This window comes from Oceanobacillus jordanicus, assembly GCF_022095695.1.
Taxonomy (GTDB): Bacteria; Bacillota; Bacilli; order Bacillales; family Amphibacillaceae; genus Oceanobacillus_B; species Oceanobacillus_B jordanicus.
The window spans coordinates 359,136-383,059 of sequence record NZ_JAIFZM010000001.1; the positions used below are offsets into that span (position 1 = coordinate 359,136).

Here is a 23,924-nt window from a genome sequence, read left to right on the forward strand (position 1 = left end):
TTGAAACGATGAAAAAAATACTAGTGACAGGAGCCCTAGGCCAAATTGGCTCCGAACTTTTGGGCAAACTACGAGAGACTTATGGCACGGACAATGTTATTGGTACAGATATTCGAGAAGCAGAGGGCGGCCATAATGATGGCCCTTTTGAAATCGTCGATGTGACGAATGCTGAACAACTTCATGAAGTAGCAAACAAGTACAATGTAGATACAGTTATGCACTTGGCTGCATTGCTGTCTGCAAAAGCGGAGGTCTACCCAAAAGTCGCATGGGATATCAATATGGGCGGCCTTGTAAATGCTCTTGAAGTAGCGCGTGAGCTGGATCTAAAATTCTTCACGCCTAGTTCAATCGGCGCATTTGGTCCATCTACACCAAAAGATAACACTCCACAGGACACGCTCCAGCGTCCAAACACAATGTACGGTGTAAATAAGGTAGCAGGAGAACTATTGGCTGATTATTATTACCACCGCTTTGGTGTGGATACGAGAGGGGTACGTTTTCCTGGTCTAATTTCTTATGTCGCACCGCCGGGCGGGGGAACCACAGATTATGCCGTGGAGATATATTATGAAGCAATTAAAAAGAAGACCTATCACTCTTATATAGGCGAAGGTACGAAAATGGATATGATGTACATGCCGGATGCTCTGAATGCTATTATCCAGTTAATGGAAGCTGATCCTACTAAATTGGAACATCGTAACGCTTTTAATATTTCTGCGATATCTGCTGCACCAGAGGACTTCGAAACGGCGATCCAAAGGCATATACCAGATTTCAAATTAAGCTATGATGTGGATCCAGTCCGACAAAATATTGCCAACAGCTGGCCGAATAGCATAGATTCGTCTGTTGCTTCAAAAGAATGGGGATTTAAAGCAGATTACGATATTGATAGAATGACAAAAGAAATGCTGGAAAAAGTAGAACAGAAGCTTGTAAAACAATAAGAATTCAATAAGGAACACCCCGAAAAGTAGACCCTACTTTCGGGGTGTTTTTTAGGAAGACAAGCTTTTAGAAAAGAAGTCGAGTATTTAAGGTGAAAAAAGAACGAATTACGCTTGATGCGTAATTCGCTCCAATTTATGTTTAGGGTAACAGATTAACCAGCATACATTGCAGAAATTTCTTTTTGAAGCTTCTTATCTGCAACATACTCGTCATAGCTCATTTCTTTATCGACAATACCATTTGGTGTGATTTCAATTAGACGGTTTGCGATACTTTGCACAAACTGATGGTCATGTGACGTGAACAAGATAGAACCTTTGAATTTAATTAGTCCATTATTTAGAGAGGTAATGGATTCCAAATCAAGATGGTTAGTTGGTTCATCTAACATTAGGACATTGGCATTGCTTAGCATCATTTTAGACAGCATACAACGCACTTTTTCACCACCGGAAAGGACGCTTGCTTTTTTAAGTGCTTCTTCACCCGAGAACAGCATTCTTCCAAGGAAGCCTCGAAGGAATGTTTCTGTTTCATCCTCTGGTGAATATTGACGAAGCCAGTCAACTAATGGTAGGTCATTGTTTTCAAAGTAAGCAGCGTTATCTTTAGGGAAGTAGGACTGAGATGTTGTTACACCCCATTTATACGTACCCTCATCTGGTTCTATTTCGCCTGCAAGGATTTTAAATAACGTTGTTTTTGCAATGTCATTTTTACCGACTAAGGCAATTTTATCATCCTTATTCATAGTAAAGCTGATGTCATCAAGGACCTTCACACCACTAACAGTTTTTGTTAACCCTTCTACACGTAAAAGATCATTGCCAATTTCACGTTCAGGCGTGAAAGCAATGTATGGATACTTACGTGATGATGGCTTGATATCATCTAACGTAATATTATCCAACATTTTCTTTCTTGATGTTGCTTGCTTAGATTTAGAGGCGTTTGCACTAAACCTGGCAATAAAGTTTTGTAATTCTTTAATTTTCTCTTCTTTTTTCTTATTATCATTTTGTGCCATTTGTGCAGCCAACTGGCTGGATTCGTACCAGAAATCATAGTTCCCGATATAAATTTGGATTTTACCAAAATCTACATCCGCTATGTGTGTACACACCTTGTTTAGGAAGTGACGATCATGGGATACCACAATAACAGTATTCTCAAAGTTAATTAGAAATTCTTCTAACCATTGGATAGCTTGAATATCTAGTCCGTTTGTTGGCTCATCCAGTAGAAGAATATCTGGATTACCGAATAATGCTTGAGCAAGGAGTACCTTAATCTTTTGGTCTGCAGCAAGATCGCCCATTTGTAACATGTGAAGGGATTCGTCAATGCCTAGTCCTTTTAATAAAACAGCGGCATCAGATTCAGCTTCCCAACCATTCATTTCAGCGAATTCGCCTTCAAGTTCAGCTGCACGCATACCGTCTTCCTCAGAAAAGTCGCCTTTCATGTAAATAGCATCTTTTTCTTGTTTGACAGCATATAGTTCCTCATGACCCATCAGAACTGTTTCCAACACTTGATGATCTTCATAAGCAAAATGATCCTGTTTTAATACAGCAAGTCTTTCTCCTGGTGAGAGACTTACATTTCCGGATTGGGCTTCAACTTCACCCGATAAAACCTTTAGAAACGTTGACTTACCTGCACCATTGGCCCCAATTAGACCATAACAATTGCCGGGTGTAAATTTTAAATTTACATCCTCAAACAATTTTTTATCTCCATATCGTAAACTTACATTATTTACATTAATCATGTATAACCGATTCCTCCAATAAAAATGAAATTGCAGTCACAGTTAGATTACGGTATTTAAGAGGTTTCGTCAATGTATAACACGCATATATTATAATAGGAAGTAATCTTTTCTAAAAATTTACTTGTATATTTGTTCGTTTTTTGCAATAGTAGATAAAAAGGGATTATGAAACAAGCATCTTAACATATAGAGAGAAGTAAGATTGGAGAGGGGGGACTGATTTGCAAGAGCGAACAATTTATTTGCTATTTACTGATACAGGTACTTACTTGGCAAAGGCCATAAACTTTTGTACACGGCAATCGCTAAACCACGTTTCCATTTCTCTTGATGGAGAGCTAAGACAAGTATATAGCTTTGGAAGAAAACGTCCAAGAAACCCTTTTATTGGAGGATTTGTAGAAGAAGACGTAACAAGTGATTTTCTAAGAAACTCTCAGTGTGCTGTATACAGTTGTAGCATTTCAGCAGAAGAATGCGAACAGATCATGGAAAATATAAAAGAAATTGAAGCAAAGAAAGATAATTATCGATATAATTTCATTGGACTTTTTGGTGTATTATTTCATATTAAAATAAATCGTAAAAACGCCCTGTTTTGCTCACAATTTGTGGCGACAGTACTAGAGGGTGTAAATACAATCCAGGTAAAGAAACCATCCCATTTTATAAGGCCTGGTGATTTACGAACGCTGGAAGGTATGCAATTAATTTATCAAGGGAAATTAGAACATTATCCGCGTCATTTAATGAGGCAAGAGAAAACTTTGGTAACTGGAACGCAGACAGAACAAAAGCAATCATTTATTTTTCTATTATCTTCTAAAGTTAAACGATTTGTTATTCGATAAAAACGAGCTATTGCTCGTTTTTTTATGTTAGGAGAGAATTACGATGCAATTACGATTACTTTTTCCTCTCCCAACAACATTAGTCAATTCCTAAGGTCTGATAAGGGATTCGAATACGGAAAGCAAGATTATTTGCCTCAAGATCAATATGTTCTACACCAACTTCGAAATTACTTCGAATATCCATTTCTGTAACGGCAACATAAATTTCTTCCTCTTTTGGATTCACGGTCACCCAGTCTGGCATAGGGAGGTACTTTCCAATATACTCCATTATTTTTCGATTCGGTAATTCAAGTAACCCTATGGATATTGATTTTTGCTTCAATATAATATCCCCATTTTCCTGTACCAATGGTTCCAGGTGTGCAGAGAGCGGAACTGTTGCGGAGAATACAGGAAGTTCTCCAATCAGGTGTACATCCTCATCTAATTCGATACGGTAGTGATGACTCGTGCCCTTCAATAATTGGTCTGTATAAGCGTTTATTAGGTCGTTAAGATTTTGTTTTGTCGTTCTTACAACAAATTCTGAGCTTTCATCCTGAGATGTTGCCTCATTTTCGGGATAGGAAGCATCAGGGACTGGCCAGAAGATAAGCGCAAGGAGGATGACTACCACTACAACATTTATCGCTAATAAGCTATAAAATAACTTTTTCCATTTACTTTTTACTTTCCTACGTTCTTTTCGATCTGTCATTGTTTTCATCCTTCTTCACTTGTTAGATATTCAAGCACCCTTTTAGCAATCCGTTTATATCCCTTATCATTGGGATGAAAGTTATCTTCGGAAAACAGATCAGCTTCTGACCCTTCGAAAAGATCTCTCGTTGGAATATACATTGTATTATCCAGTTCCTCCGTGACCTTACGACTAGTACCATTCCATTCTTCAACGATAACGCTAAGCTCCTTAATTTCTCGGAAATATTTACTAAAAGGATCGTAAAAACCTAGCAAGTATATTTGAGATTTCGGACTAATATCGTGGATTTTAGAAAAGATTTTCCTTAATCTATCTTCGTACGAGTCCCGTGCTTCATCAAAGTCTTCCATTTTTAGATTGGTGAAATTTTCTTTTACCACTTGCATAATATCATTCGCACCAATCGTAATGAGGACAATGTCTGACTGATGTATGGAGTCGACCACCTCGGGATCTTCTAACCTAGAGAGTAACTGATCTGATCGATTTCCACGTATCCCAAGGTTATCAATTGCTACAAGATCCTCTTCCTTGTTAATGGAACGGTCCAATATTCCGACATACCCACCTTGTTCATTTGTCGCCCCAACCCCCTGGGTGAGCGAATCACCGATGGCCGTTACATGTGTCTCTCTTAATGAAAAGAACTCCAAGGTGCTTTCTACGACATTAACAACGATCTCTGAAAGGGGCTTTTGTTCTGTTTCGCTAGCTGACTCTTGTTCAGTCTGCTCCTCTTCTTCTTTTTCAAGGTCCTCTTTTTCTTCTTCCGGCAGTTCGCTTTCCATAATAGTTACATCTTTAAATTGCGAGTTAGGCTGGTAAGAATAGATAACAACCATGCCGATACCGATAATAAGAACGGAGAGCAAAATAAGTATTATTACATTACGTTTTTTCATCAATATCCCACACCTAGCTGTTTGAATTTATTTAACATGTCAGGGAGTGTAAGTTCCAACAGATTAATTTGTTGGTTTCATATTATCCTATGCAAGATAGGCCTGTATTACATGTTGTCAGGCTAGTACTTCTAAAATATCACACTAGATTATCTCATGAATTCCGTCATTTAGGAAGTGGACAACTTCTTTTGTATGTTATGTAGGAATACTAGGTTAGAAGAGCAACGTGGGCCCGGAGGATCCGGGTCATGCCGATCGTTAACCCAGGACGGGTCGAACTTCGTCGGCCTTCCTTAATACGTGCGCTCTGCGCTTTTCTTTGTCTAGCTTCGAGCGGCAAAAACTAGGCGACTTCACGCATCACCCTACGATAAAGAAGACTTGCCGACTGGTGAAAACCAGAGGCTTAGTCACCCTTATACCCGGAGGGTGAAAGTCATCATCGATTCGACAATTAAGGTCGGTCGACTAATAGCGGCCTTTGCGGCCAACGCCGACATACCCCTTTTGCAGGGGCATGATTCCTTTATCTCCTACGTAGGAATGCTCCATTAAAATCGCCACTTTGCGTGGCAACACGGAGCCACCTGGCATGGCCAGGCGCAGTTCGTACGTGGGCCCGGAGGATCCGGGTCATGCCGGCGTAGCCACAGGACGTGGCGTTCTTAGTCGGCCTTCCTTAATACGTGCGCTCTGCGCTTTTCTTTGTCTAGCTCAGAGCGCACAGCGACTAGCGCAACTTCCTTCACCTCCGTACAATAAGTCATCATCGATTCGTACCTCATCGTGATTCCTTTATCTCCTACGGCTCAGTCCAGTTCGTACGTCGCTCTTCGTGCGCTCTGAGCTTTTCTTTTAACATCAAAGAAAAATCGCCTTTTAAAAGGCGATATGTGAAAGAAAAGGGGTTATCTTTATTTTCCCCCATTTTGCAGAAAGATAAACCTGTTTTTCTGCAAGCTATTATATTAATTGTTTAGGAAGTGTTCGACCACAGGTCCCCATTTGTTGAATTCTGTTAGAAAACCATCATGGCCAAACTCTGTATCTACGTGAAAGTAACTTCCATTTGCCACTTCGCTTACGAACTGTTTCATGAAGGAGGGCTCAAAAATTAAATCCCTATCGTAGCTTATTGCAAGCAGGGGAGGCTTCATACTTCTTGCGGCAACCTCCCAACCACCTCTGTCCTTTCCAATATCATGCTCGTTCATTGCACGGAGCAACGTCAAATAACTGTTCGCATCAAACCTCTCTGTCAATTTTTTTCCCTGGTGGTCTAAATAACTACTAACGTCATATTTAAGTTGATTACCTTTTCGATCAAAACGCTGATTGAACAAGGTAGCACTTCTATAGGTGACCATGCCAATCATCCTAGCAATTTCCAATCCTTTTAATGAATGGTTCGATTCATACTGGCCATTTTTCCAGGCGGGATCCTGTTTAATGGATGTTTCAGCAATATGGTTGTAAGCAATCCCGTAGTCTGTAAACACTGGAGTAGAGGCAAGAACGATGAGTTTATCCATTTTATCTGGATAGAGGAGTCCCCATTCCATTACCTGCATACCTCCGAGTGATCCTCCCATCACGGCAGCAAGGTGGTGGATACCCATTATTGTCAATGCCTTGTGTTGAGCATGGACCATATCCCTAACCGTGATGTCAGGGAAATGACTTCGGTAGGCCGCATTGGTCTTGTTATGAATAGTGGTGGGACCTGTTGAGCCATGACAACCACCAAGTACATTAAAGGTGAGGACTTGATAGGCGTCTGTGTCAACATACATACTCTCGCCAATAAGACCACTCCACCAGCCGGGATTTTTATCATTTCCAATTGTATGCTGGTTCCCTGTTAAGGCGTGGCATACAAGAATAAAAGGAGCACCCTCTGGTCCGGAAATCTCATAACGGAGAGAAACCTCCTCAAGCAGCTCCCCAGAAGTGAGGAGGAGTGGTCCAATGGTGATGTCCCCAGTAGTAGCAACCGTTCTCTGGGAATTTGTCATAAAACGCCCTCCTTACCCTTGAAGAGTAGTGCTTTGGTTGATTCATTTATCACAAGATAACCTCCCAGGAAATTTCCATTCTCACACTCCTGCAATCACACTCTCAGGAAGCCCTCCCCTTAAGCGGATGAATTCATCATAGGGGGTATTTCCAGAGACAACTGTAATCCCGGTTGCCTCAGCATTTTCGATAAGTTGTGTATGGCCCTCTGCATAACGTACCCATAAGATACTGCTTTGCTTATTTATGAATTGTTCTAAAGTGTCAGATGGAAGGACGTTGTGATCTACATAGACAGCGTCTACTTGATAAGGTACATCTGCTAACTGAGTAAAACGATTCTCTTCTCCGTTGATTTCCTGCTGGATTGTTGGAACAAGGAATCCGAGTGCTTTAAGCTGTTCAATTGTTTTATTCACTTCTCTATTGTTTCCTTCAGTATAAACTGCGATTGCTTTTTGTCTTACTGTCCCATCACTTCGGTCGAATGGAGATCTGACGAGCCATTCTATTGCATCTTTTTCCGAAGGTTTTTGGTTCGTTGTTTTACCAACAGCCTGATTGATCGCCTCATCCAATGTGCTTAGCAGGTCAGAAGTAGCTTCTAACCCGATAGATAATCGAACTAACTCTTCCGACACCCCGGAGCTTTTCAACTCTTCTGGGTTAAGCTGCTGGTGGGTAGTCGAGGCTGGATGGATAATGAGCGACTTCGCATCCCCCACATTCGCTACATGTGACCATAATGATATGGAATCAATCAGTTTCCGGCCAGCTTCCCGGCCACCTTTTATGCCAAACGTTATGATAGAACCATATCCGTTTTTTAAATACTTTTTAGCTAGCTGGTGAGAGGGATGGTTTTGTAGACCAGGGTAGTTTACCCATTCAACAGCAGGGTGATCGGCTAGGTACGCAGCAATTTCTTGAGCATTTTTAGTGTGTTTTTCTATTCGCAAATGTAATGTCTCCAGTCCCTGTAATAACTGAAAGGCACTTTGTGGGCTTAAACACGCTCCAATATCACGTAAAAGCTCTACGCGTAATTTTGTCGCAAAGGCGGCTGCCCCGACATCAATAAAACGTAATCCGTTATAGCTTTCCTGAGGCTCAGTAAACCCTTTAAATCTCGCATTGTTCCAATTAAAGCGGCCACCGTCAACCACAACACCACCAATTGTTGTTCCATGTCCACCGATCCATTTTGTAGCTGAATGGACAACGACATCCGCTCCCCAAGTAAGTGGCTTGGTTAAGTACGGTGCAAACGTGTTATCAATAATGAGCGGGATGCCATGCTGGTGAGCGATGGCTGATACAGCCTCTACATCAAAGATATTTAGACTAGGGTTTGTAATGATTTCTCCAAAAATAGCTTTTGTCTTGTCTGTTATAGCATTCTTGATTTCTTCAAGATCGGTCCCATCTACAAATTTTACAGTTATTCCATAGCGCGGCAACGTGTGAGTAAATAAGTTGTAGGTACCACCATACAAATTGCTGTCTGCAACAATTTCATCTCCAGATCCGGCAATGTTTAATATTGCAAAGGATATTGCGGCCATACCTGATGACGTAGCTACAGCTGCAACTCCATCTTCCAGTTGGGCAATTCGTTGTTCAAATACATCAACCGTTGGGTTCCCTATCCGTGAATAAATGTTACCCGCTTCTGATAAACCAAATAGGTTTTGTGCATGCTCCGTATTATTGAACACATAAGAAGTTGTTTGATAAATGGGTACAGCCCTTGCCCCGGTAGATGGATCAGGCACCTGTCCTCCGTGAAGTAACGTTGTTTCATCCTGTTGGTAAGTAAATGATGACATGTAAATTCCTCCTTTAAGATTATGGACTGCCAGTCAACAGCTGTTCGATGTAAGACTGCAGTTTGCAGTGTAACCGGTCTGGGGGAGGAGGGGGGAATATAAAAAGCCCTCTTCCTAAGAAGAGGGCGTATTATTCACGTTCCTCCTCTTATCTTCCAGATCCAAGATGATCTGTAGGATTTAGCACCATCGGAAGCAAACAAGGTTTGCTTTCAGGTTGCCGGGCTTCGCAGGGCCTATTCCCTCCACCGCTCTTGATAAGAGATTTAATTTTTAAATTATTCACATTATAATACCAATTATACGCGATTGTCAACCGTTTATTGAAAATAATTGTATAGTAAAAAAACAAGAGGCAAGAACCTCTTGTTAAGTGACATACGGTCTATTCTCTCGCCCTTTTTCGAAAAGGGAAATAAGTTGATAGCATATAGTTGATGAGGGCTATCCAGATAAGAGAAAATGCGATTAAATGAGCAGTAGTGAAGGTTTCATTATATACAAACACACCGAGAACCAACATAATGGTCGGAGCAATGTATTGGAGAAACCCAATCATGGCTAGCGGTATTCTTCTTGCTCCACCTGCAAACAAAAGTAACGGAACTGCTGTAACGATTCCTGCGCCAATGAGTAGCAAGGTGGAGGACGTAAAGAAAGTATTAGCCTGAAAAATATTTTCCGGGATAATCAGTAAATAAAGGATAGCTATTGGTGTAATAAACATTGTTTCAATTGTTAAACTAGCAAAAGCTCCTACATTTAATCTCTTTTTAAATAATCCGTATAGCCCAAAGCTCATAGCGAGCAATAAGGATACCCAAGGGAAAACCCCGTAGCTGACTGTTAAAAATAAAACACCCGCACCTGCAAGAATAAAGGAAACCAGCTGTCTTTTTGTCAGGGTTTCTTTTAACACGAGAATACCGAGTAATATACTAATTAATGGATTAATATAATAGCCAAGGCTTGCTTGAAGAACATGGTCGCTATTCACAGCCCAAATGAAGGTCAGCCAGTTGAGTGTAATCATAATGGATGCAAAAATCACAGCAATTAATTGCTTTTTGTTGGTCAAGATTGCTTTGCATTCCTTGAGTACGGTGGACCACTTTCCTAGCAAGGCAATGAGTACTAGCATGAAGACGAACGACCATACGATTCTGTGTGCGAGAATTTCACCAGCAGATACATGATTCACTGCCTTCCAGTAGATCGGTAGAAAACCCCAGAGTAAATATGCCCCTGCAGTTAGTAGAATGCCTGTTTGTTCCTGTTTTGCGTTCATGCCAACCCTTCTTTTCTATACAAATTTGTCCCCCGTGTATTACTGCAGTAATTCCTAAACTTCTTTTATCAAATAAACTCCATTTTAAAAGAGTCTGATCTAAAAAGCAAAAAGCATGATTGTAGTTATAAGAAAACGCTTTCAAAAAGAGTGTGAATAGAATAAGATAGTAGTAGAATAAGAAATCATTTCAGGGGGGATCTTTGTGAAGAAAGACGATCAACATATCGAAACAGCAGTTATCCACCAGGGCTATGACGCAAAGGATATGCTGGGGAGTCTGACACCACCTATTTTCCAGACCTCCACGTTCACATTTGCTACCGCAGAACAAGGAGAAAGGCGGTTTGCAGGGGAGGAAGAGGGCTACATTTACTCACGGCTAGGGAATCCAACAGTAAAGATTCTAGAAGAGAGAATTGCTTCATTAGAGCAGGCTGAACGTGGTCTAGCTTTTGCTTCAGGAATGGCTGCTGTGTCTTCAGTGCTAATTGCTCTAACAAAAGCAAACGATCATATTCTATGTTCTTCAGGGCTTTATGGCTGTACCTACGGCCTTTTATCTATGCTACAAGAGAAGTACCAGATAAGCCATGACTTTTCAGTAATGGATACTGAAGAGAGTATCCGAGAAAAAATAAAACCAGAAACAGCATGTATTTATGTCGAAACACCAATTAATCCGACGATCCGGTTAATTAATCTTAAAATGGTTGCAGATATAGCAAAGGAGTATAATATTCCTGTTGTGGTCGACAATACATTCTCCACACCCTATTTACAGCGACCACTGGAACTTGGCTGTGACATCGTAGTTCATAGTGCTACCAAGTATATTGGTGGGCATGGTGATGTGATAGCAGGTCTAGTAGTAGGAAAGAAAGCGTTTCTTGATTCAGTTGCCATGACAACACAGAAAGATATTGGAGGCATTATTTCTCCATTTGATGCATGGCTGCTTCTTCGGGGTATGAAAACATTGCCTATCCGAATGGACCGGCATTGTGATAATGCAGAAAAGATTGCAAGACTGCTCGAGAACCATCCTAAGATATCGGCTGTTTATTATCCATTTAGTGCCCAGATGAAGGAGCAGAATTTTGATGAACAGATGAGACGCGGAGGCGGGGTCCTCTCATTTGAGATTTATGGTTCAAAAAAGGACGCCCAAACATTGCTTAACCATCTCACTTTTATAAAAATTGCAGTAAGCTTAGGGGATGCGGAGACATTAATTGAGCATCCGGCAACAATGACACATGCGGTTATCCCAGAAGACACTCGTATGGAGATGGGGATAACTGATCAGCTTATAAGGCTTTCAGCGGGATTAGAGGCATGGGAAGATATTTGGCATGATTTGGAACAGGCACTAAGTAAAATATAGTATTGATACCCCTTACAGAGGCACTCTGTGAGGGTTTTTTCTCGGCTTCTTCGTTTTTGTTTTTAACTAGGCGCTATTTGCTTGTCGTTTTTTCCTGGCATAATCTTCAAGCTCTGAGGGTAAATATATAAGATGGGATAGGTGCATGGTACCCATATGACGGTATATGGAAAGATGTGCTATATTATATAAATGATCCGTTTTAGACCGTGAGCAGAGTTTTGGAGGGAGCCTTACATATGGAAATCATATCCTTATTATTAGGTCTAACTATCTTTTTTAATATTGCGCTAGGCATCTCCATTATCTTTTTGGAAAGAAAGGATGCCACTTCTACGTGGGCGTGGTTGATGGTATTATTGTTTATTCCGATTATCGGGTTCTTTCTTTACTTAATTTTTGGAAAGCCAATAAGTAAACGTAGAATTTTCACTTGGGACACGAAAAGTCGTCTCGGTGTAAAGACTGCTGTCCAATCCCAACTGCGGGCCCTGGAAAGAAATAACTTTAGCTTTAAGCATGAGGAGATCGCCGAGTATGAAGATTTAGTTTATCTACATCTACGCAATGATGATGCTATTTTTACCCAAGATAATACCGTGGATATTTTTACAGACGGTAAGGAAAAGTTTGATGCTTTAATCCAGGATATGGAGAGAGCTACCGATCATATACATCTTCTGTACTATATTTTAAGAAGTGATCAACTAGGAGATAGAATTGCAGACGTATTAATCAAGAAGGCTAATGAGGGAATTGAAGTTCGGGTGCTCTATGATGACATGGGTTCCAGAACGCTAAAACCCAGATACATAAAAAGACTTCGTCGGGCTGGCGCTCAAGTAGAAGCCTTTTTTCCGCCAAAGATACCGAAGATCAATTTTAAAATAAATTATCGGAATCACCGTAAATTAGCCATTATTGATGGGAAAGTGGGCTATACTGGGGGATTTAATATTGGGGATGAATACCTTGGTACAGTCAAAAAGTTTGGATATTGGCGTGACACCCATTTAAGGATATGCGGAGATGCGGTAACAAATATGCAGACACGTTTTATACTAGATTGGAATCAGGCTTCAAGACATCATATTTTTTACGATGAACGATACTATAACCATAGCCATAAGGGAGATGTCGGGATTCAGATCGTCTCCAGTGGGCCAGATTCTGAGTGGGAACAAATTAAAAATGGTTACATCAAAATGATTATGTCAGCTAAAGAATATATATACATTCAAACCCCCTATTTTATTCCTGATGACAGTTTGCGAGACGCCATACGAATTGCGACACTGTCAGGGGTGAAAGTAAGAATTATGATTCCGAATAAGCCTGACCATCCTTTTGTATACTGGGCAACCCTTTCCTACATTGGCGATTTATTAAATGCAGGAGCAGAGATTTATATTTATCAAAATGGCTTTCTGCATGCTAAAACCATTGTAGTAGATGGAAAAATAGCCTCTGTGGGAACGGCAAATATTGATGTTCGCAGTTTCCGTTTAAATTTTGAAGTAAATGCTTTTCTCTATGATAAAGGGGTAACCGAAAGGCTAGTCGAGGCATTTAACAATGATATTGAACACTCTACACAAATGACGAAAAAGCTTTATGACCAGCGTTCTCTTGGGATTCGCTTTAAAGAATCTATTTCACGACTATTATCGCCTGTTTTGTAAAATACTAAAGAGAGATGGGGATGGGCTTTTGCCCATCCAATGACTTGTGGTAATATATATCAATACGTTTTAAAACAATTATTTTCTATACTTAAGTAAAATGAAAGAATATGAAGGAGGAAGTGCTGTGAATAGAAAGCCATGCTCTGAATCGCTAACAGTAAAGACATCCCATGTATTACCACCAGATACGAACACACATGGCACCCTATTTGGAGGAAAACTGATGGCCCATATTGATGATGTGGCCGCAATTGCTGCTGTCAGGCATGCTAGGCAACTAGTTGTGACAGCTTCTACGGATTCAGTAGATTTCCTACAGCCTGTTAAGGAAGGCGACTCCATCTGTATGGAAGCCTTTGTAACATGGACACATAATACGTCCATGGAGGTATTTGTGAAGGCTGTAACAGAGGATTTGCTGACTGGCAAAAGAAAAGTGTGTACCACTGCTTTTCTTACCTTTGTTGCGATTGATGAAGACGGGACTCCTATACCGGTTCCGCAAGTCTACCCTGTAACGGAACATGAAAAAAAGCTTCATGAAAATGGGGCTCTTCGTGCAGCCCATCGTAAAGAAAGAAGAAAACAATCCAAGGAGCTGGCGGAGGAATTCGGTACAAGTTTTCCTTGGAACAAAGAGAGATAAGAAGCCTTTATAACGGGGCTTCTTTTCGATTTGGTTGTCTGTAGGTTCGCATAGTCGAAAAAAGGGGTATATGAGCCCTAAGCAACCAACACAACAAGGAGGATAATCACATGGCATTATTAGAAAATATTATTGGTGATATAAACAATGTTCTATGGAGCTACATATTAATAGTTGTCTTAATCGGACTTGGTTTATGGTTTACCATTCGAACAGGTTTTGTCCAATTTCGTTATTTTCCAGAAATGATCCGGGTCCTTTTCGACAAGCGAACGTTAAGCGCGTCTGGTAAAAAGGGGACATCTGCATTCCAAGCCTTTGCCATTAGTGCCGCATCACGTGTCGGAACAGGTAATATGGCAGGGGTTGCTACAGCAATTGCAGCAGGTGGTCCAGGAGCGGTATTTTGGATGTGGCTCATCGCACTTCTAGGAGCAGCTTCTGGGTTTGTAGAGAGTACGTTGGCACAGGTTTATAAAGTTCCGGAGAAAAATCAATATCGTGGCGGGCCAGCTTATTACATGGAAAAGGGATTAAAAAACCGTAAGCTAGCTATTGCTTTTGCCGTTATTATTACGATCACATACGGTCTTATTTTTAACTCGGTACAATCCAACACGATTAGTTTAGCTTTTTCTGAACAATATGATTTGAATAAGGGTTTACTTGCAGGGATTTTATTCGTCTTTACCGCTATTGTCATATTTGGCGGAATTAAAAGCATTGCCAATGTGTCTCAAGTCATCGTACCAGTAATGGCTATACTCTATATTTTTATTTCTGTCTATATACTTCTAACTAACTTCACCGCAATACCTGATATGATTTCGATCATATTTACAAACGCATTTGGAATTCGAGAAGTAGCTGGTGGTGGATTTGGTGCTGCGATAATGATGGGAATTAAAAGAGGGCTATTTTCCAATGAGGCAGGTATGGGTAGTGTGCCCAACGCTGCTGCCACTGCAGAGGTAACACATCCGGCAAAGCAAGGGTTTATTCAAGCATTCGGAGTGTTTGTTGATACGATCCTTATTTGTAGTGCTACAGGATTCATTCTTATTACAGCAGGTGGTTATGAGGGGAAAGAAGATCTTGACGGGATTCAGCTAACCCAAGATGCTTTTGCTTTCCATATAGGTGATTGGGCAAGTACATTTATTGCCATCGCTATTCTGTTATTTGGTTACAGTTCTATTTTAGGGAATTACTATTATGGCGAAAGCAATATTGCCTATATTAAAAACAGTCGTTTGGTGATGTTTCTTTACCGTGTAGCCGTATTGCTTATGGTAGTATTTGGAGCGGTCGCTGCATTTGATCTTGTTTGGTCTTTGGCTGATTTGGCCATGGCAGTAATGGCTCTTATTAACCTATATGCCATAACGCGGTTATTTAAGATTGCCAACCGGGTATTACAGGATTATATAACACAACTTAAAGCCGGTAAGGATCCTGTCTTCTACCGAGATACACTTGAAGATGAAGACGGGATTGCTTTTTGGGGCAGAGATCAGAGCTCTGACAAAGAAAAATAAAGTAAAAGCTTAGTAAAGAAAAAGCCGATCGTGATTCGAAACTATCATTCGAAGTCGATCGGCTTTTTGTCTGTTTTGATGGTGTAAATACTGTGAAATAACGACGTTCATTGCTTCCTAGCCAAAATTCTATACTTTCCTAACATATAAAAAAAGGGCGGCAAATGCCGTCCAGTTTACTCACATTCTGTATTCAATTCTTCTTCTGTAACATGATTGTCGGCCCAGCATTGAATCTCTTGTATCACTGGCTCAAGAGCCTTTCCTTTATCTGAAAGAGAATACTCTATTCTAACAGGGAACTCTGAATAAATATTTCGCTTTACGATTCCTTCTTTTTCGAGCATTTTTAATCGATCAGAGAGTAATCGTCCGCTAATAGGTAAGTCAGATTCCATCTCCGAGAAACGCTTTGTCCCACCGAGCAAATCAGATAGTATTAAACCAACCCAGCGTGTGCTAAGAAGTCCCATTGCCTTTTCAAAACGTGGACATAATTTCTCCATGATCATCACCTCACTCTACGACGATATGCTCTAAAGCTAATAAATCTACATTAATTACAAAAAGTAACTACCTTCTTATTATCATAACACAACTCTTATTGGCCGTAAATAGAGATAAGAATTGTGGATTATAGTCGTACTATTTGAAAAGTTATTTTGGTAATTTCTTTCGTTTTATGAAATAATAACGGTATACGAAATTTATTTATTGGAGGTAGAAGGATGGTTAGTCAACAAACAAAAGAAAAGTATGCAGATTTAGCGCTTCGTAAAGGAGTTAATTTACAAAAAAACCAAGCGTTAATGATTAATGCACCATTAGAGGGAGCGGATTTCACTAAAATTGTTGTCCGTAAAGCCTATGAAATGGGTGCTAAAGATGTACATATTAATTGGGTTGATGATGAACTGACCTTGTTAAAATATGAAAATGCACCAGATGAAGTGATTGCGTCCTATCCAGATTGGAAGGTCCAATTACATGACAGCTTTGCTGAGGATGGCGCAGCGGTATTAAATATCCGTTCTACAAATCCTGATTTGCTTAAAGATATTGATCCAACAAGAGTAGCAAAAGCAAATAAGGCTGTAGCACAGGCTATGAAAAATTTCCGCAAATATACAATGAACGACCGAATTGCTTGGTCTATTATCTCTATTCCAACAGGTGATTGGGCGCAAAAAATCTTCCCTGACAAAACAAAAGAAGATGCAGTAGAGGCCCTTTGGGACGCTATTGTGAAGATTGTAAGAGTTGATCAGGAAGACCCAGCAGCAGCTTGGGATGCCCACAATGAGACATTGAGAACAGCGCGGGAGATTTTAAATAAAAAGGATTATAAAAAACTTTTATTTAGAGCGCCTGGAACTGACTTAGAAATGGAACTTCCAGAAGGACATATTTGGAAAGGTGGGTCTGCTGTAACAGAGGGCGGAACTACGTTCAACCCGAATATGCCAACAGAAGAAGTATTCTCTATGCCACATAAGTATGGGGTTAATGGTACAGTTTCTAGCACGAAGCCATTGAATTATGGTGGTAGCCTAATTGATAATTTTAGCCTGACATTAAAAGATGGAAAAGTTGTCGACTTTAAAGCAGAGCAAGGGGAAGACACACTGAAGCATTTACTTGATACAGATGAAGGGGCAACACGTTTTGGTGAGATTGCGTTAGTACCACATGAATCACCAGTTTCCCAGTCTGGGTTAATTTTTTATAATACGCTATTTGATGAAAATGCGTCTGTTCACATTGCGTTAGGTAAAGCCTATCCAACAAACTTGAAGGGTGGCTCTGCAATGGATGAGGAGCAATTGGATAAGCATGGCGTAAACGATAGCCTTACACATGTTGACTTTATGATCGGCTCAGAGCAACTTGATATTGACGGTGTCCTTGCAGATGGAACTACAGAAGCCGTGTTCCGTAATGGTACATGGGCATTGAATGTAAAATAGTAAACAAAAGCGCAAACGCCCGTATTAAGGAACGCCGACTAAGTTCGCCTCGTCCTGAGGGAACGTCGGCATGACCCGCAGCCTCCGGGCCCACGTAGCGGCTGGAGCGAGAAGTCGCCTAGTTTCTGGGTGCTGGAGCTGGACGTGGCTATTCCTGTTAATGAACGGCAATGAGAACAAGATCTTATGCTTTCCTATTTCAATTTAAAAAGAGGCCATACTTCGTTAATTCGAAGTATGGCCTCTTTCTCTTAGGATTACATCTTGTCATTCTTTACAAGGGCTGCTTTGATTTTGGTATAGTCGAAGCTATCGCCGAGCGTTTCTTTTATTTCTTTAAGTTTAGGTTCTTCTAATTGCTGGTGTACTGCAAGGACTTTTGCCTCTTCCTCTTCATTGAAAAATATTTGCCATAAGAGGGGATGTCCATCTTTGTAAGCTTTAAATAAATGGCTTTCTACAGTTTGCTTAGAAAGGTCTCGCATCGCGGCAATATCTTTTATAGACTTGCCAGATTGGAACAATTTATAACTAACAAGGTGACTAGGACCTTCCTCACTCTCTTTGCGTGGCTTTGCTCGAGGTGTGTCCGAAATGCGTACCCGTTCTGTTACATCTTGATTACCTTGGCGCCATTCCTGAATAACTTGGAGAAAAGTTTCTCCATATTGCTCGTATTTTTTCTCGCCAATTCCTTTAATGGTTAGCATATCTTCTTTCGTAACAGGGAAGTAACGACTTAGTTCCTTCAGTGTAGCATCAGAAAAGAGGACATATGGTGGAACGTTCTTTTCATCCGCTAATTCTTTCCGTCTTGCTCGTAACGCTGTAAATAAATCTTCATGATAGTCTGTCTCCTCAGATTGAGGAATAGGTGCAGTAAACATCCATACTTGTCGTTTACCTTTCAATACATCAACGGATTGCTGATTAAGTTTTAACACCGGAAATTTCCCTTCTTCTGTAGCAAGCAGTTGCTCTGCAATCAAAAAGTGGATCCACTCGGTCAGTTCTTTTTCAGTATAAGAAGAAAGGATGCCATAAGTTGAGATCGAGGTAAGCTGAAACTGGCTTATCTTTTTATCCTTGGATCCCTTTAACACTTTGGCGGTCATTCCTACACCAAATCGTTCTCCCATCCGTTTGACACAAGAAAGAATCTTTTGGGCTTCCTCCGTAATATCACTTTTCTCTTGGCGCTCTAGACAATTACTACAGCGACCACATCCCTCTCGTGAAGGCATATCGGAAAAGTAGTCTAATATAAAGTTAGTCAGACAACTATGCGTGTGACAATAATTGATCATTGCCTGTAGCTTTCTGTATTCACCTTGCTTTGCTGCTTCTTCCATTTGCGACTGCTCAATTAGGAATTTCTGCAATTGAATGTCTTGAGGGGAGAAGAGTAGGATGCAATCACTCATCTCCCCATCCCGTCCAGCTCTTCCTGCCTCTTGATAGTAGGATTCTATATTCATAGGCATGGCATAGTGAATAACATAACGGACATTTGACTTATCAATACCCATCCCAAAGGCATTTGTCGCTATCATGACCGTTGTTTCATCATGAATAAAAGCAGCCTGGGCTTGTTTCCGTTCTGTCTCACTTAACCCAGCATGATATTTTGATACCGAAACGCCTCGTTTGGTCAATTGCTCATGTAAGGCGTCTGCTTGTTTTCGAGTTGCCGTATAAATAATACCAGATTCGTCCTCATGTTTTTGAATAAACGAACGTATATAAGTAGGCTTGTCCTTTCCTTTTATAAGATGGAAGTTCAGGTTTGCGCGTTCAAAACCTGTATTTATAACATGATCCATCTGCAGCATTTGCTGAATGTCCTTAATCACTTCTCCCGTTGCTGTGGCGGTTAGGGCGATCAAGACAGGGACGGACTGTAACTTCCTTAGGTTAGGTACAATCGAACGATAGCTTGGCCTGAAGTCGTGCCCCCACTGAGAGATACAGTGTGCCTCATCAAAGGCAATAAGGGACAACGGAATACGTCGTATTACATTGATGAAAAAGGATGATTCAAAGCGTTCTGGAGCTACGTAAACAAATTTGTAACGTTTTGCAGCAATATCCTGCATGCGTTGCTGTTGTTCTTCAGTGGTTAACGAGCTATTTATATATGTAGCAGGGATCCCTAATGATTGGAGGGCATCTACCTGGTCCTTCATTAATGAGATTAATGGGGAAATAATAATGGCTGTGCCATCGAGAACCATTCCGGGAACCTGGTAACAAAGGGATTTCCCGCCGCCGGTAGGCATGACAGCCAGGGTATTGCGTTGCTGCAAGACATGTTGGATCGTTTCCTTTTGCCCAGGGCGAAAAGATTCATAACCAAAATAAGACTGCAGAATTTCTTGTTCTTTTGCCATCATAACGCTCCTCCTCTAAAAATATCCTATCACATATTCGTGAATAAAGAAGTATGTTTTGCCCCGGTGGAACCGTCCGTAAGACTCCCACTTCAAAACATGAGGTGAAACAGTTAGTTTTTAGTGGGAGTAAACGGACGTTAACACCCAGATTGGTTCAACCAAAAATCAGTGGGGGATATTAAAAACCCCCACTGATTGAAGTTTCACTTTATCGGAATATGGGGATTGCTGCTCGTTCGCTAAATTGAAAAAAAGGGTGTTCCACATAATCAAACAGCCTTGTGCTTTAGCGCTTTTGTTCTTTTATTTGTGTGATTATCAAACCTAAGAATACACCAAAAATCGCAGGTAGGATCCAGCCCAGTCCAATACCGAAAAAAGGCAGGTTTGCAACATATGGGTTTGCCCAGGTTAGCGGTACACCAAACTCCTTTAAGCCATCGTAAAGACTTATAAAGGCTGTAAAAAGAATGGCGAAACGATATACATAAGGAGAACCGTGAAACATCTGATTTAAGAAAGTAAGGATAATCAAGACAATGGCAATCGGGTAGATGAATACCAACACTGGGACGGAAAAACTTAAAATAGTGTTCAACCCTTGGTTGGCGATAATATAACTAACCATCGTTACAATCAATACTAGCCATTTGTATGGAATGGGCGTTACCTTGGAAAAAAACTGCCCACATGCAACGACTAGCCCTATTGAAGTAGTAAAACAGGCTAGGGTGACAATAATACCTAAAAGAATAACACCATATTCTCCAAAAATGGTGTCAGCAGCAAAAGAAAGGATATCTCCTCCGTTATCAAAAGAGCCATGTTGGCCCATCTTCGCGCCTATCCAGCCAATTGACCCGTATACTGCGATTAAGCCAATTCCTGTCACCAAACCAGACTTCAAGGTTTCCTTTACAATGGCCCGACTACTATGGATCCCTCTTTCCCTGTAAGCATTAACGACAATGATACCAAACGCAAGTGCTGCGATAGCATCCATGGTAAGATAGCCTTCTACAAAGCCATTAAAAAAGGGATTGCTTTTGTAATTACCGCTAGGTTCACCAAGTGGCTCTTTTAATAGAAAGAACCCACCAACTATGAGGGCAGTAATAACCAACAGTAACAGTGGTGTCAGGTATTTGCCAATCTGATTTACCACCTTCGAAGGGTTAAGACTAAATATAAATACGAGTATAAAAAAGAAAGTTGTAAAGATTAAGAGTGAAAGGGACCCAGTCTTAAATGGCTCGATAGACATTTCATAGCCTACGGTTGCAGCACGAGGGATACCAAAAAATGGCCCAATTGCTAAATAAACTACAGATGTAAAGATCAAACCAAATAAGGGGTGCACCTTGTCTGCAAGTTCCCTTGCATCATTTTTAACATAGGATATGGCGGTCACAGCAAGAAGGGGAAGCCCAACCCCAGTGATAACAAATCCGCTAATTGCGGTAAAATAAGATGTGCCAGCTTCTATTCCGAGAACAGGAGGATAAATTAAATTTCCCGCACCAAAAAATAAAGCAAATAACATAAAACCGATGATAATATTATCCTTATTCATTAAAAATAACTCCTTGGGAGAAAAATAGGTTGTGCCCTGTCCTCTAGAGAATGGAAAGGTCGAACCTCTGAGAAAAGGGCATCTGGTTAGAACTGCATTTTGTCTTATTTATTTTACTTTAGGAAAGTATAAAATTTTAAGATCCTTAGTCCAAGAAAAACGTTCAGCTTCCCTAAAAGAAGGGTGAATACTAGTTTTTCTAGTCTGTATTATCTGACAAAAAAAGTCATTTCATGCTAAAAAACAATTTAACGTACGGTGCTCTCCATACTTTGGATAGCAAAACAAAGGTAATCGTAACAAGAAGGGAAACACGCTGTCAATGGCTAGATTTTACAGCCATTGTAATTTAAATGAATGCGTGTACATAACATTAGCGATAAAATATAAGTTTAAAATTGTTTACTTTCTCCTAATAGACCTATAAAATGTCCTTATTAATATAGAATTACAAAGTGTGGAAAAGTAAGTCACACTATTATTAACGCTATCCTATAGGGGGTATGACATGGTTCCGTCACTATTATTTGAAGTTATGCTGATCGGTCTTCTCGGGATTGGCTCTCAATGGCTTGCTTGGCGTTATCGTATGCCGGCAATTGTTGTAATGTCCATAACTGGTCTACTAGCTGGTCCAATCCTAGGTATACTTAATCCTGAAGAAGATTTCGGCAGTTTATATAGTCCCATTATTTCCGTAGCTGTAGCAATCATACTATTTGAAGGCAGCCTAAATCTTAGTTTTAAAGAATTGCGTGATCTGGGAAAACCCGTATTCCGCATTTCCACTATTGGGGCATTTATTGCCTGGATTTTAGGATCACTGACTGCGCATTATATAGCAGGATTATCTTGGGCAGTAGCATTTGTAATTGGAGGCTTATTTATTGTAACAGGTCCGACTGTTATTATGCCTTTACTACGTCAATCTAAACTTAACCCACGCCCAGCAAAGATTCTAAAGTGGGAAGGGATCATTGTAGATCCAATCGGGGCTTTACTGGCAGTATTCGCTTTCGAGATTATCTCATTTATGACTGCTGATAATCCTGATGGTACAAAACTATTACTATTCTTTGCTGCTTCCCTGTTTGCCATAATATTTGGTTGGGCATGTGGCCGTGGAATGGGCTGGATGTTTGAAACAGGACATATTCCAGAATTCCTAAAGTCACCGGCTGTTGTAATTGTCGTCATACTTTGTTTCACAGGTGCAGATGAAATCATGCATGAAACGGGCTTACTGTCCGTGACTGCGATGGGGATTACATTAGCAAATATGGGGATAAGTTCTATTTCGGATATGCGCCACTTTAAGGAGAATATATCCATTCTCTTAATTTCGACGATCTTCATCATGCTGACAGCGTCATTACAACTGGAAACCCTTCTGCAAATTTTTAGTCCGAATATTATTGGGTACGTTATTCTTATGATGTTTATCGTTAGACCATTGTCGATCTTTCTCTCGACCATTGGAACAGGGTTATCCTTTAATGAGAAGGCGCTAGTAGGTTGGATTGCGCCAAGGGGGATTGTAGCACTTACAGTCTCAGGATACTTTAGTGGAGTTCTCCAAGAGGCTGGTTATGATGATGCAGGAATTCTGACAACCCTCACTTTTGGTTTAGTGTTCTTTACCGTACTAGCCCATGGTTTTTCAATTGGATGGCTTGCTAAAAAGCTCCATCTGTCAATGGAAGGAAAACCTGGTACATTAATCGTCGGTGCCAACAGATTTACTGTTGAGCTTGGTAAATCACTACAAAAAGCAGGGCTTCCAGTTATCATTGTAGATTCCTCATGGGAAAGATTGCGCAAGGTTAGAGAATCTGGTTTGAATTTCTATCATGGCAATATGCTGTCAGAGCAAACGGAGTATAACCTGGATACCATTCCGTATGAATATCTGCTTGCTGCGACAGACGATCGTGCGTATAATTCCCTCATCTGTACTACGTTTATGCCAGAGTATGGAAGGACGAATGTCTTTAAGATAAGTCCGTTTGTTGAAGGGAAAAGTACGAATTCAGAGATAGTCTCTAAGGTAGGCGGAAGAATCCTATTCGATAAAAAATTCTCAATGGATGATCTTACGGATAAAATGGCAAATCATTATATTTTCCGTCAGACTACATTAACGGCACAATATAATTATAAGCAGTATGTAGAAGATAAAGATCCATCTACCGTATTTTTATATTTAATCAAGCCGTCTGGTCAACTTAAGTTTTATTCTGAAGAGATGCGCACTGTCCCAGTAGTAGGGGATACCATCGTAAGTTTGACACCACCGAATAAGGAAAAAGCTAAAATACAGGCAAAGCTGGAAACAAATCGTAATAACAATCAAAATGGGAATCAAAACTAAGAAAGAGTGGGTGCCATAAAAAGGTA

General features: G+C 40.5%; 17 protein-coding genes and 1 riboswitch. Of the genes, 8 read left to right on the top strand and 9 right to left on the bottom strand.

Annotated elements, in window-relative coordinates; genetic code table 11:
* Positions 1-8: 8 nt before the first annotated feature.
* Positions 9-959: an L-threonine 3-dehydrogenase gene (locus K3T81_RS01715; protein WP_238017825.1), complete on the top strand. Its 951-nt coding sequence runs from the start codon at positions 9-11 to the stop codon at positions 957-959.
* Between the two features lie 155 nt (positions 960-1,114).
* Here K3T81_RS01715 and K3T81_RS01720 read toward each other — a convergent pair whose 3' ends face one another.
* Positions 1,115-2,737 (bottom strand): ABC-F family ATP-binding cassette domain-containing protein, encoded by a 1,623-nt coding sequence (locus tag K3T81_RS01720; RefSeq protein ID WP_238017827.1) that lies wholly within the window; start codon positions 2,735-2,737, stop codon positions 1,115-1,117.
* A gap of 224 nt (positions 2,738-2,961) precedes the next feature.
* On the opposite strand from K3T81_RS01720, the gene K3T81_RS01725 reads away from it, so the two are divergent.
* Positions 2,962-3,591 (top strand): hypothetical protein, encoded by a 630-nt coding sequence (locus K3T81_RS01725; RefSeq protein WP_106898100.1) that lies wholly within the window; start codon positions 2,962-2,964, stop codon positions 3,589-3,591.
* A 79-nt stretch (positions 3,592-3,670) separates the two neighbouring features.
* Here K3T81_RS01725 and K3T81_RS01730 read toward each other — a convergent pair whose 3' ends face one another.
* The 5 genes from K3T81_RS01730 to rarD all read right to left on the bottom strand — a co-directional run bounded on the left by K3T81_RS01730 (position 3,671) and on the right by rarD (position 10,338).
* Positions 3,671-4,294 carry a YpmS family protein gene (locus K3T81_RS01730; RefSeq protein ID WP_036577585.1) on the bottom strand — a complete coding sequence of 208 codons (624 nt, stop codon included), beginning with the start codon at positions 4,292-4,294 and terminating at the stop codon, positions 3,671-3,673.
* A gap of 5 nt (positions 4,295-4,299) precedes the next feature.
* Positions 4,300-5,202 (bottom strand): SGNH/GDSL hydrolase family protein, encoded by a 903-nt coding sequence (locus K3T81_RS01735; protein WP_238017829.1) that lies wholly within the window; start codon positions 5,200-5,202, stop codon positions 4,300-4,302.
* A 971-nt stretch (positions 5,203-6,173) separates the two neighbouring features.
* A complete protein-coding gene (gene metX, locus K3T81_RS01740; RefSeq protein WP_106898097.1) occupies positions 6,174-7,220 on the bottom strand; it encodes a homoserine O-acetyltransferase MetX in 1,047 nt (348 codons plus the stop codon).
* An 81-nt stretch (positions 7,221-7,301) separates the two neighbouring features.
* Complete coding sequence (locus tag K3T81_RS01745; protein ID WP_238017831.1) at positions 7,302-9,050, bottom strand: PLP-dependent aspartate aminotransferase family protein; 1,749 nt, start codon at positions 9,048-9,050, stop codon at positions 7,302-7,304.
* A 145-nt stretch (positions 9,051-9,195) separates the two neighbouring features.
* Positions 9,196-9,314, bottom strand: a riboswitch (SAM riboswitch).
* Positions 9,315-9,435: 121 nt separating this feature from the next.
* Positions 9,436-10,338 carry an EamA family transporter RarD gene (gene rarD, locus K3T81_RS01750; protein WP_106898095.1) on the bottom strand — a complete coding sequence of 301 codons (903 nt, stop codon included), beginning with the start codon at positions 10,336-10,338 and terminating at the stop codon, positions 9,436-9,438.
* 268 nt (positions 10,339-10,606) lie between these two features.
* Here rarD and megL point away from each other — a divergent pair, with 268 nt between their 5' ends.
* The 4 genes from megL (at position 10,607) to K3T81_RS01770 (ending at position 15,594) form a co-directional block, all read left to right on the top strand.
* The gene (gene megL, locus K3T81_RS01755) at positions 10,607-11,725 is read left to right on the top strand and encodes a methionine gamma-lyase (RefSeq protein ID WP_476703934.1); all 1,119 of its coding nucleotides are present in this window, start codon (positions 10,607-10,609) and stop codon (positions 11,723-11,725) included.
* 239 nt (positions 11,726-11,964) lie between these two features.
* Positions 11,965-13,407, top strand: a complete 1,443-nt coding sequence (gene cls, locus K3T81_RS01760) for a cardiolipin synthase (RefSeq protein ID WP_106898093.1) — start codon at positions 11,965-11,967, stop codon at positions 13,405-13,407.
* Between the two features lie 127 nt (positions 13,408-13,534).
* Positions 13,535-14,056 carry a hotdog domain-containing protein gene (locus tag K3T81_RS01765; protein ID WP_106898092.1) on the top strand — a complete coding sequence of 174 codons (522 nt, stop codon included), beginning with the start codon at positions 13,535-13,537 and terminating at the stop codon, positions 14,054-14,056.
* 110 nt (positions 14,057-14,166) lie between these two features.
* A complete protein-coding gene (locus tag K3T81_RS01770) occupies positions 14,167-15,594 on the top strand; it encodes an alanine/glycine:cation symporter family protein (protein ID WP_238017835.1) in 1,428 nt (475 codons plus the stop codon).
* Between the two features lie 176 nt (positions 15,595-15,770).
* On the opposite strand, the gene K3T81_RS01775 is transcribed toward K3T81_RS01770, so the two are convergent.
* Positions 15,771-16,100: a winged helix-turn-helix transcriptional regulator gene (locus K3T81_RS01775; protein WP_106898090.1), complete on the bottom strand. Its 330-nt coding sequence runs from the start codon at positions 16,098-16,100 to the stop codon at positions 15,771-15,773.
* 222 nt (positions 16,101-16,322) lie between these two features.
* Here K3T81_RS01775 and K3T81_RS01780 point away from each other — a divergent pair, with 222 nt between their 5' ends.
* Positions 16,323-17,561 carry an aminopeptidase gene (locus K3T81_RS01780; protein WP_238017837.1) on the top strand — a complete coding sequence of 413 codons (1,239 nt, stop codon included), beginning with the start codon at positions 16,323-16,325 and terminating at the stop codon, positions 17,559-17,561.
* Positions 17,562-17,818: 257 nt separating this feature from the next.
* Here the strand turns inward: K3T81_RS01780 and recQ are convergent, their stop codons facing one another.
* Together recQ and brnQ are read right to left on the bottom strand one after the other, a co-directional pair.
* Positions 17,819-19,954 carry a DNA helicase RecQ gene (recQ, locus tag K3T81_RS01785; RefSeq protein WP_238017840.1) on the bottom strand — a complete coding sequence of 712 codons (2,136 nt, stop codon included), beginning with the start codon at positions 19,952-19,954 and terminating at the stop codon, positions 17,819-17,821.
* Positions 19,955-20,240: 286 nt separating this feature from the next.
* Positions 20,241-21,527, bottom strand: coding sequence for a branched-chain amino acid transport system II carrier protein (gene brnQ / locus K3T81_RS01790; protein ID WP_238017842.1), 1,287 nt, complete (start codon positions 21,525-21,527; stop codon positions 20,241-20,243).
* A 508-nt stretch (positions 21,528-22,035) separates the two neighbouring features.
* Here brnQ and K3T81_RS01795 point away from each other — a divergent pair.
* On the top strand, positions 22,036-23,898 hold the full coding sequence (locus K3T81_RS01795; RefSeq protein WP_238017844.1) for a cation:proton antiporter: 1,863 nt from the start codon (positions 22,036-22,038) through the stop codon (positions 23,896-23,898).
* Positions 23,899-23,924: the final 26 nt, after the last annotated feature.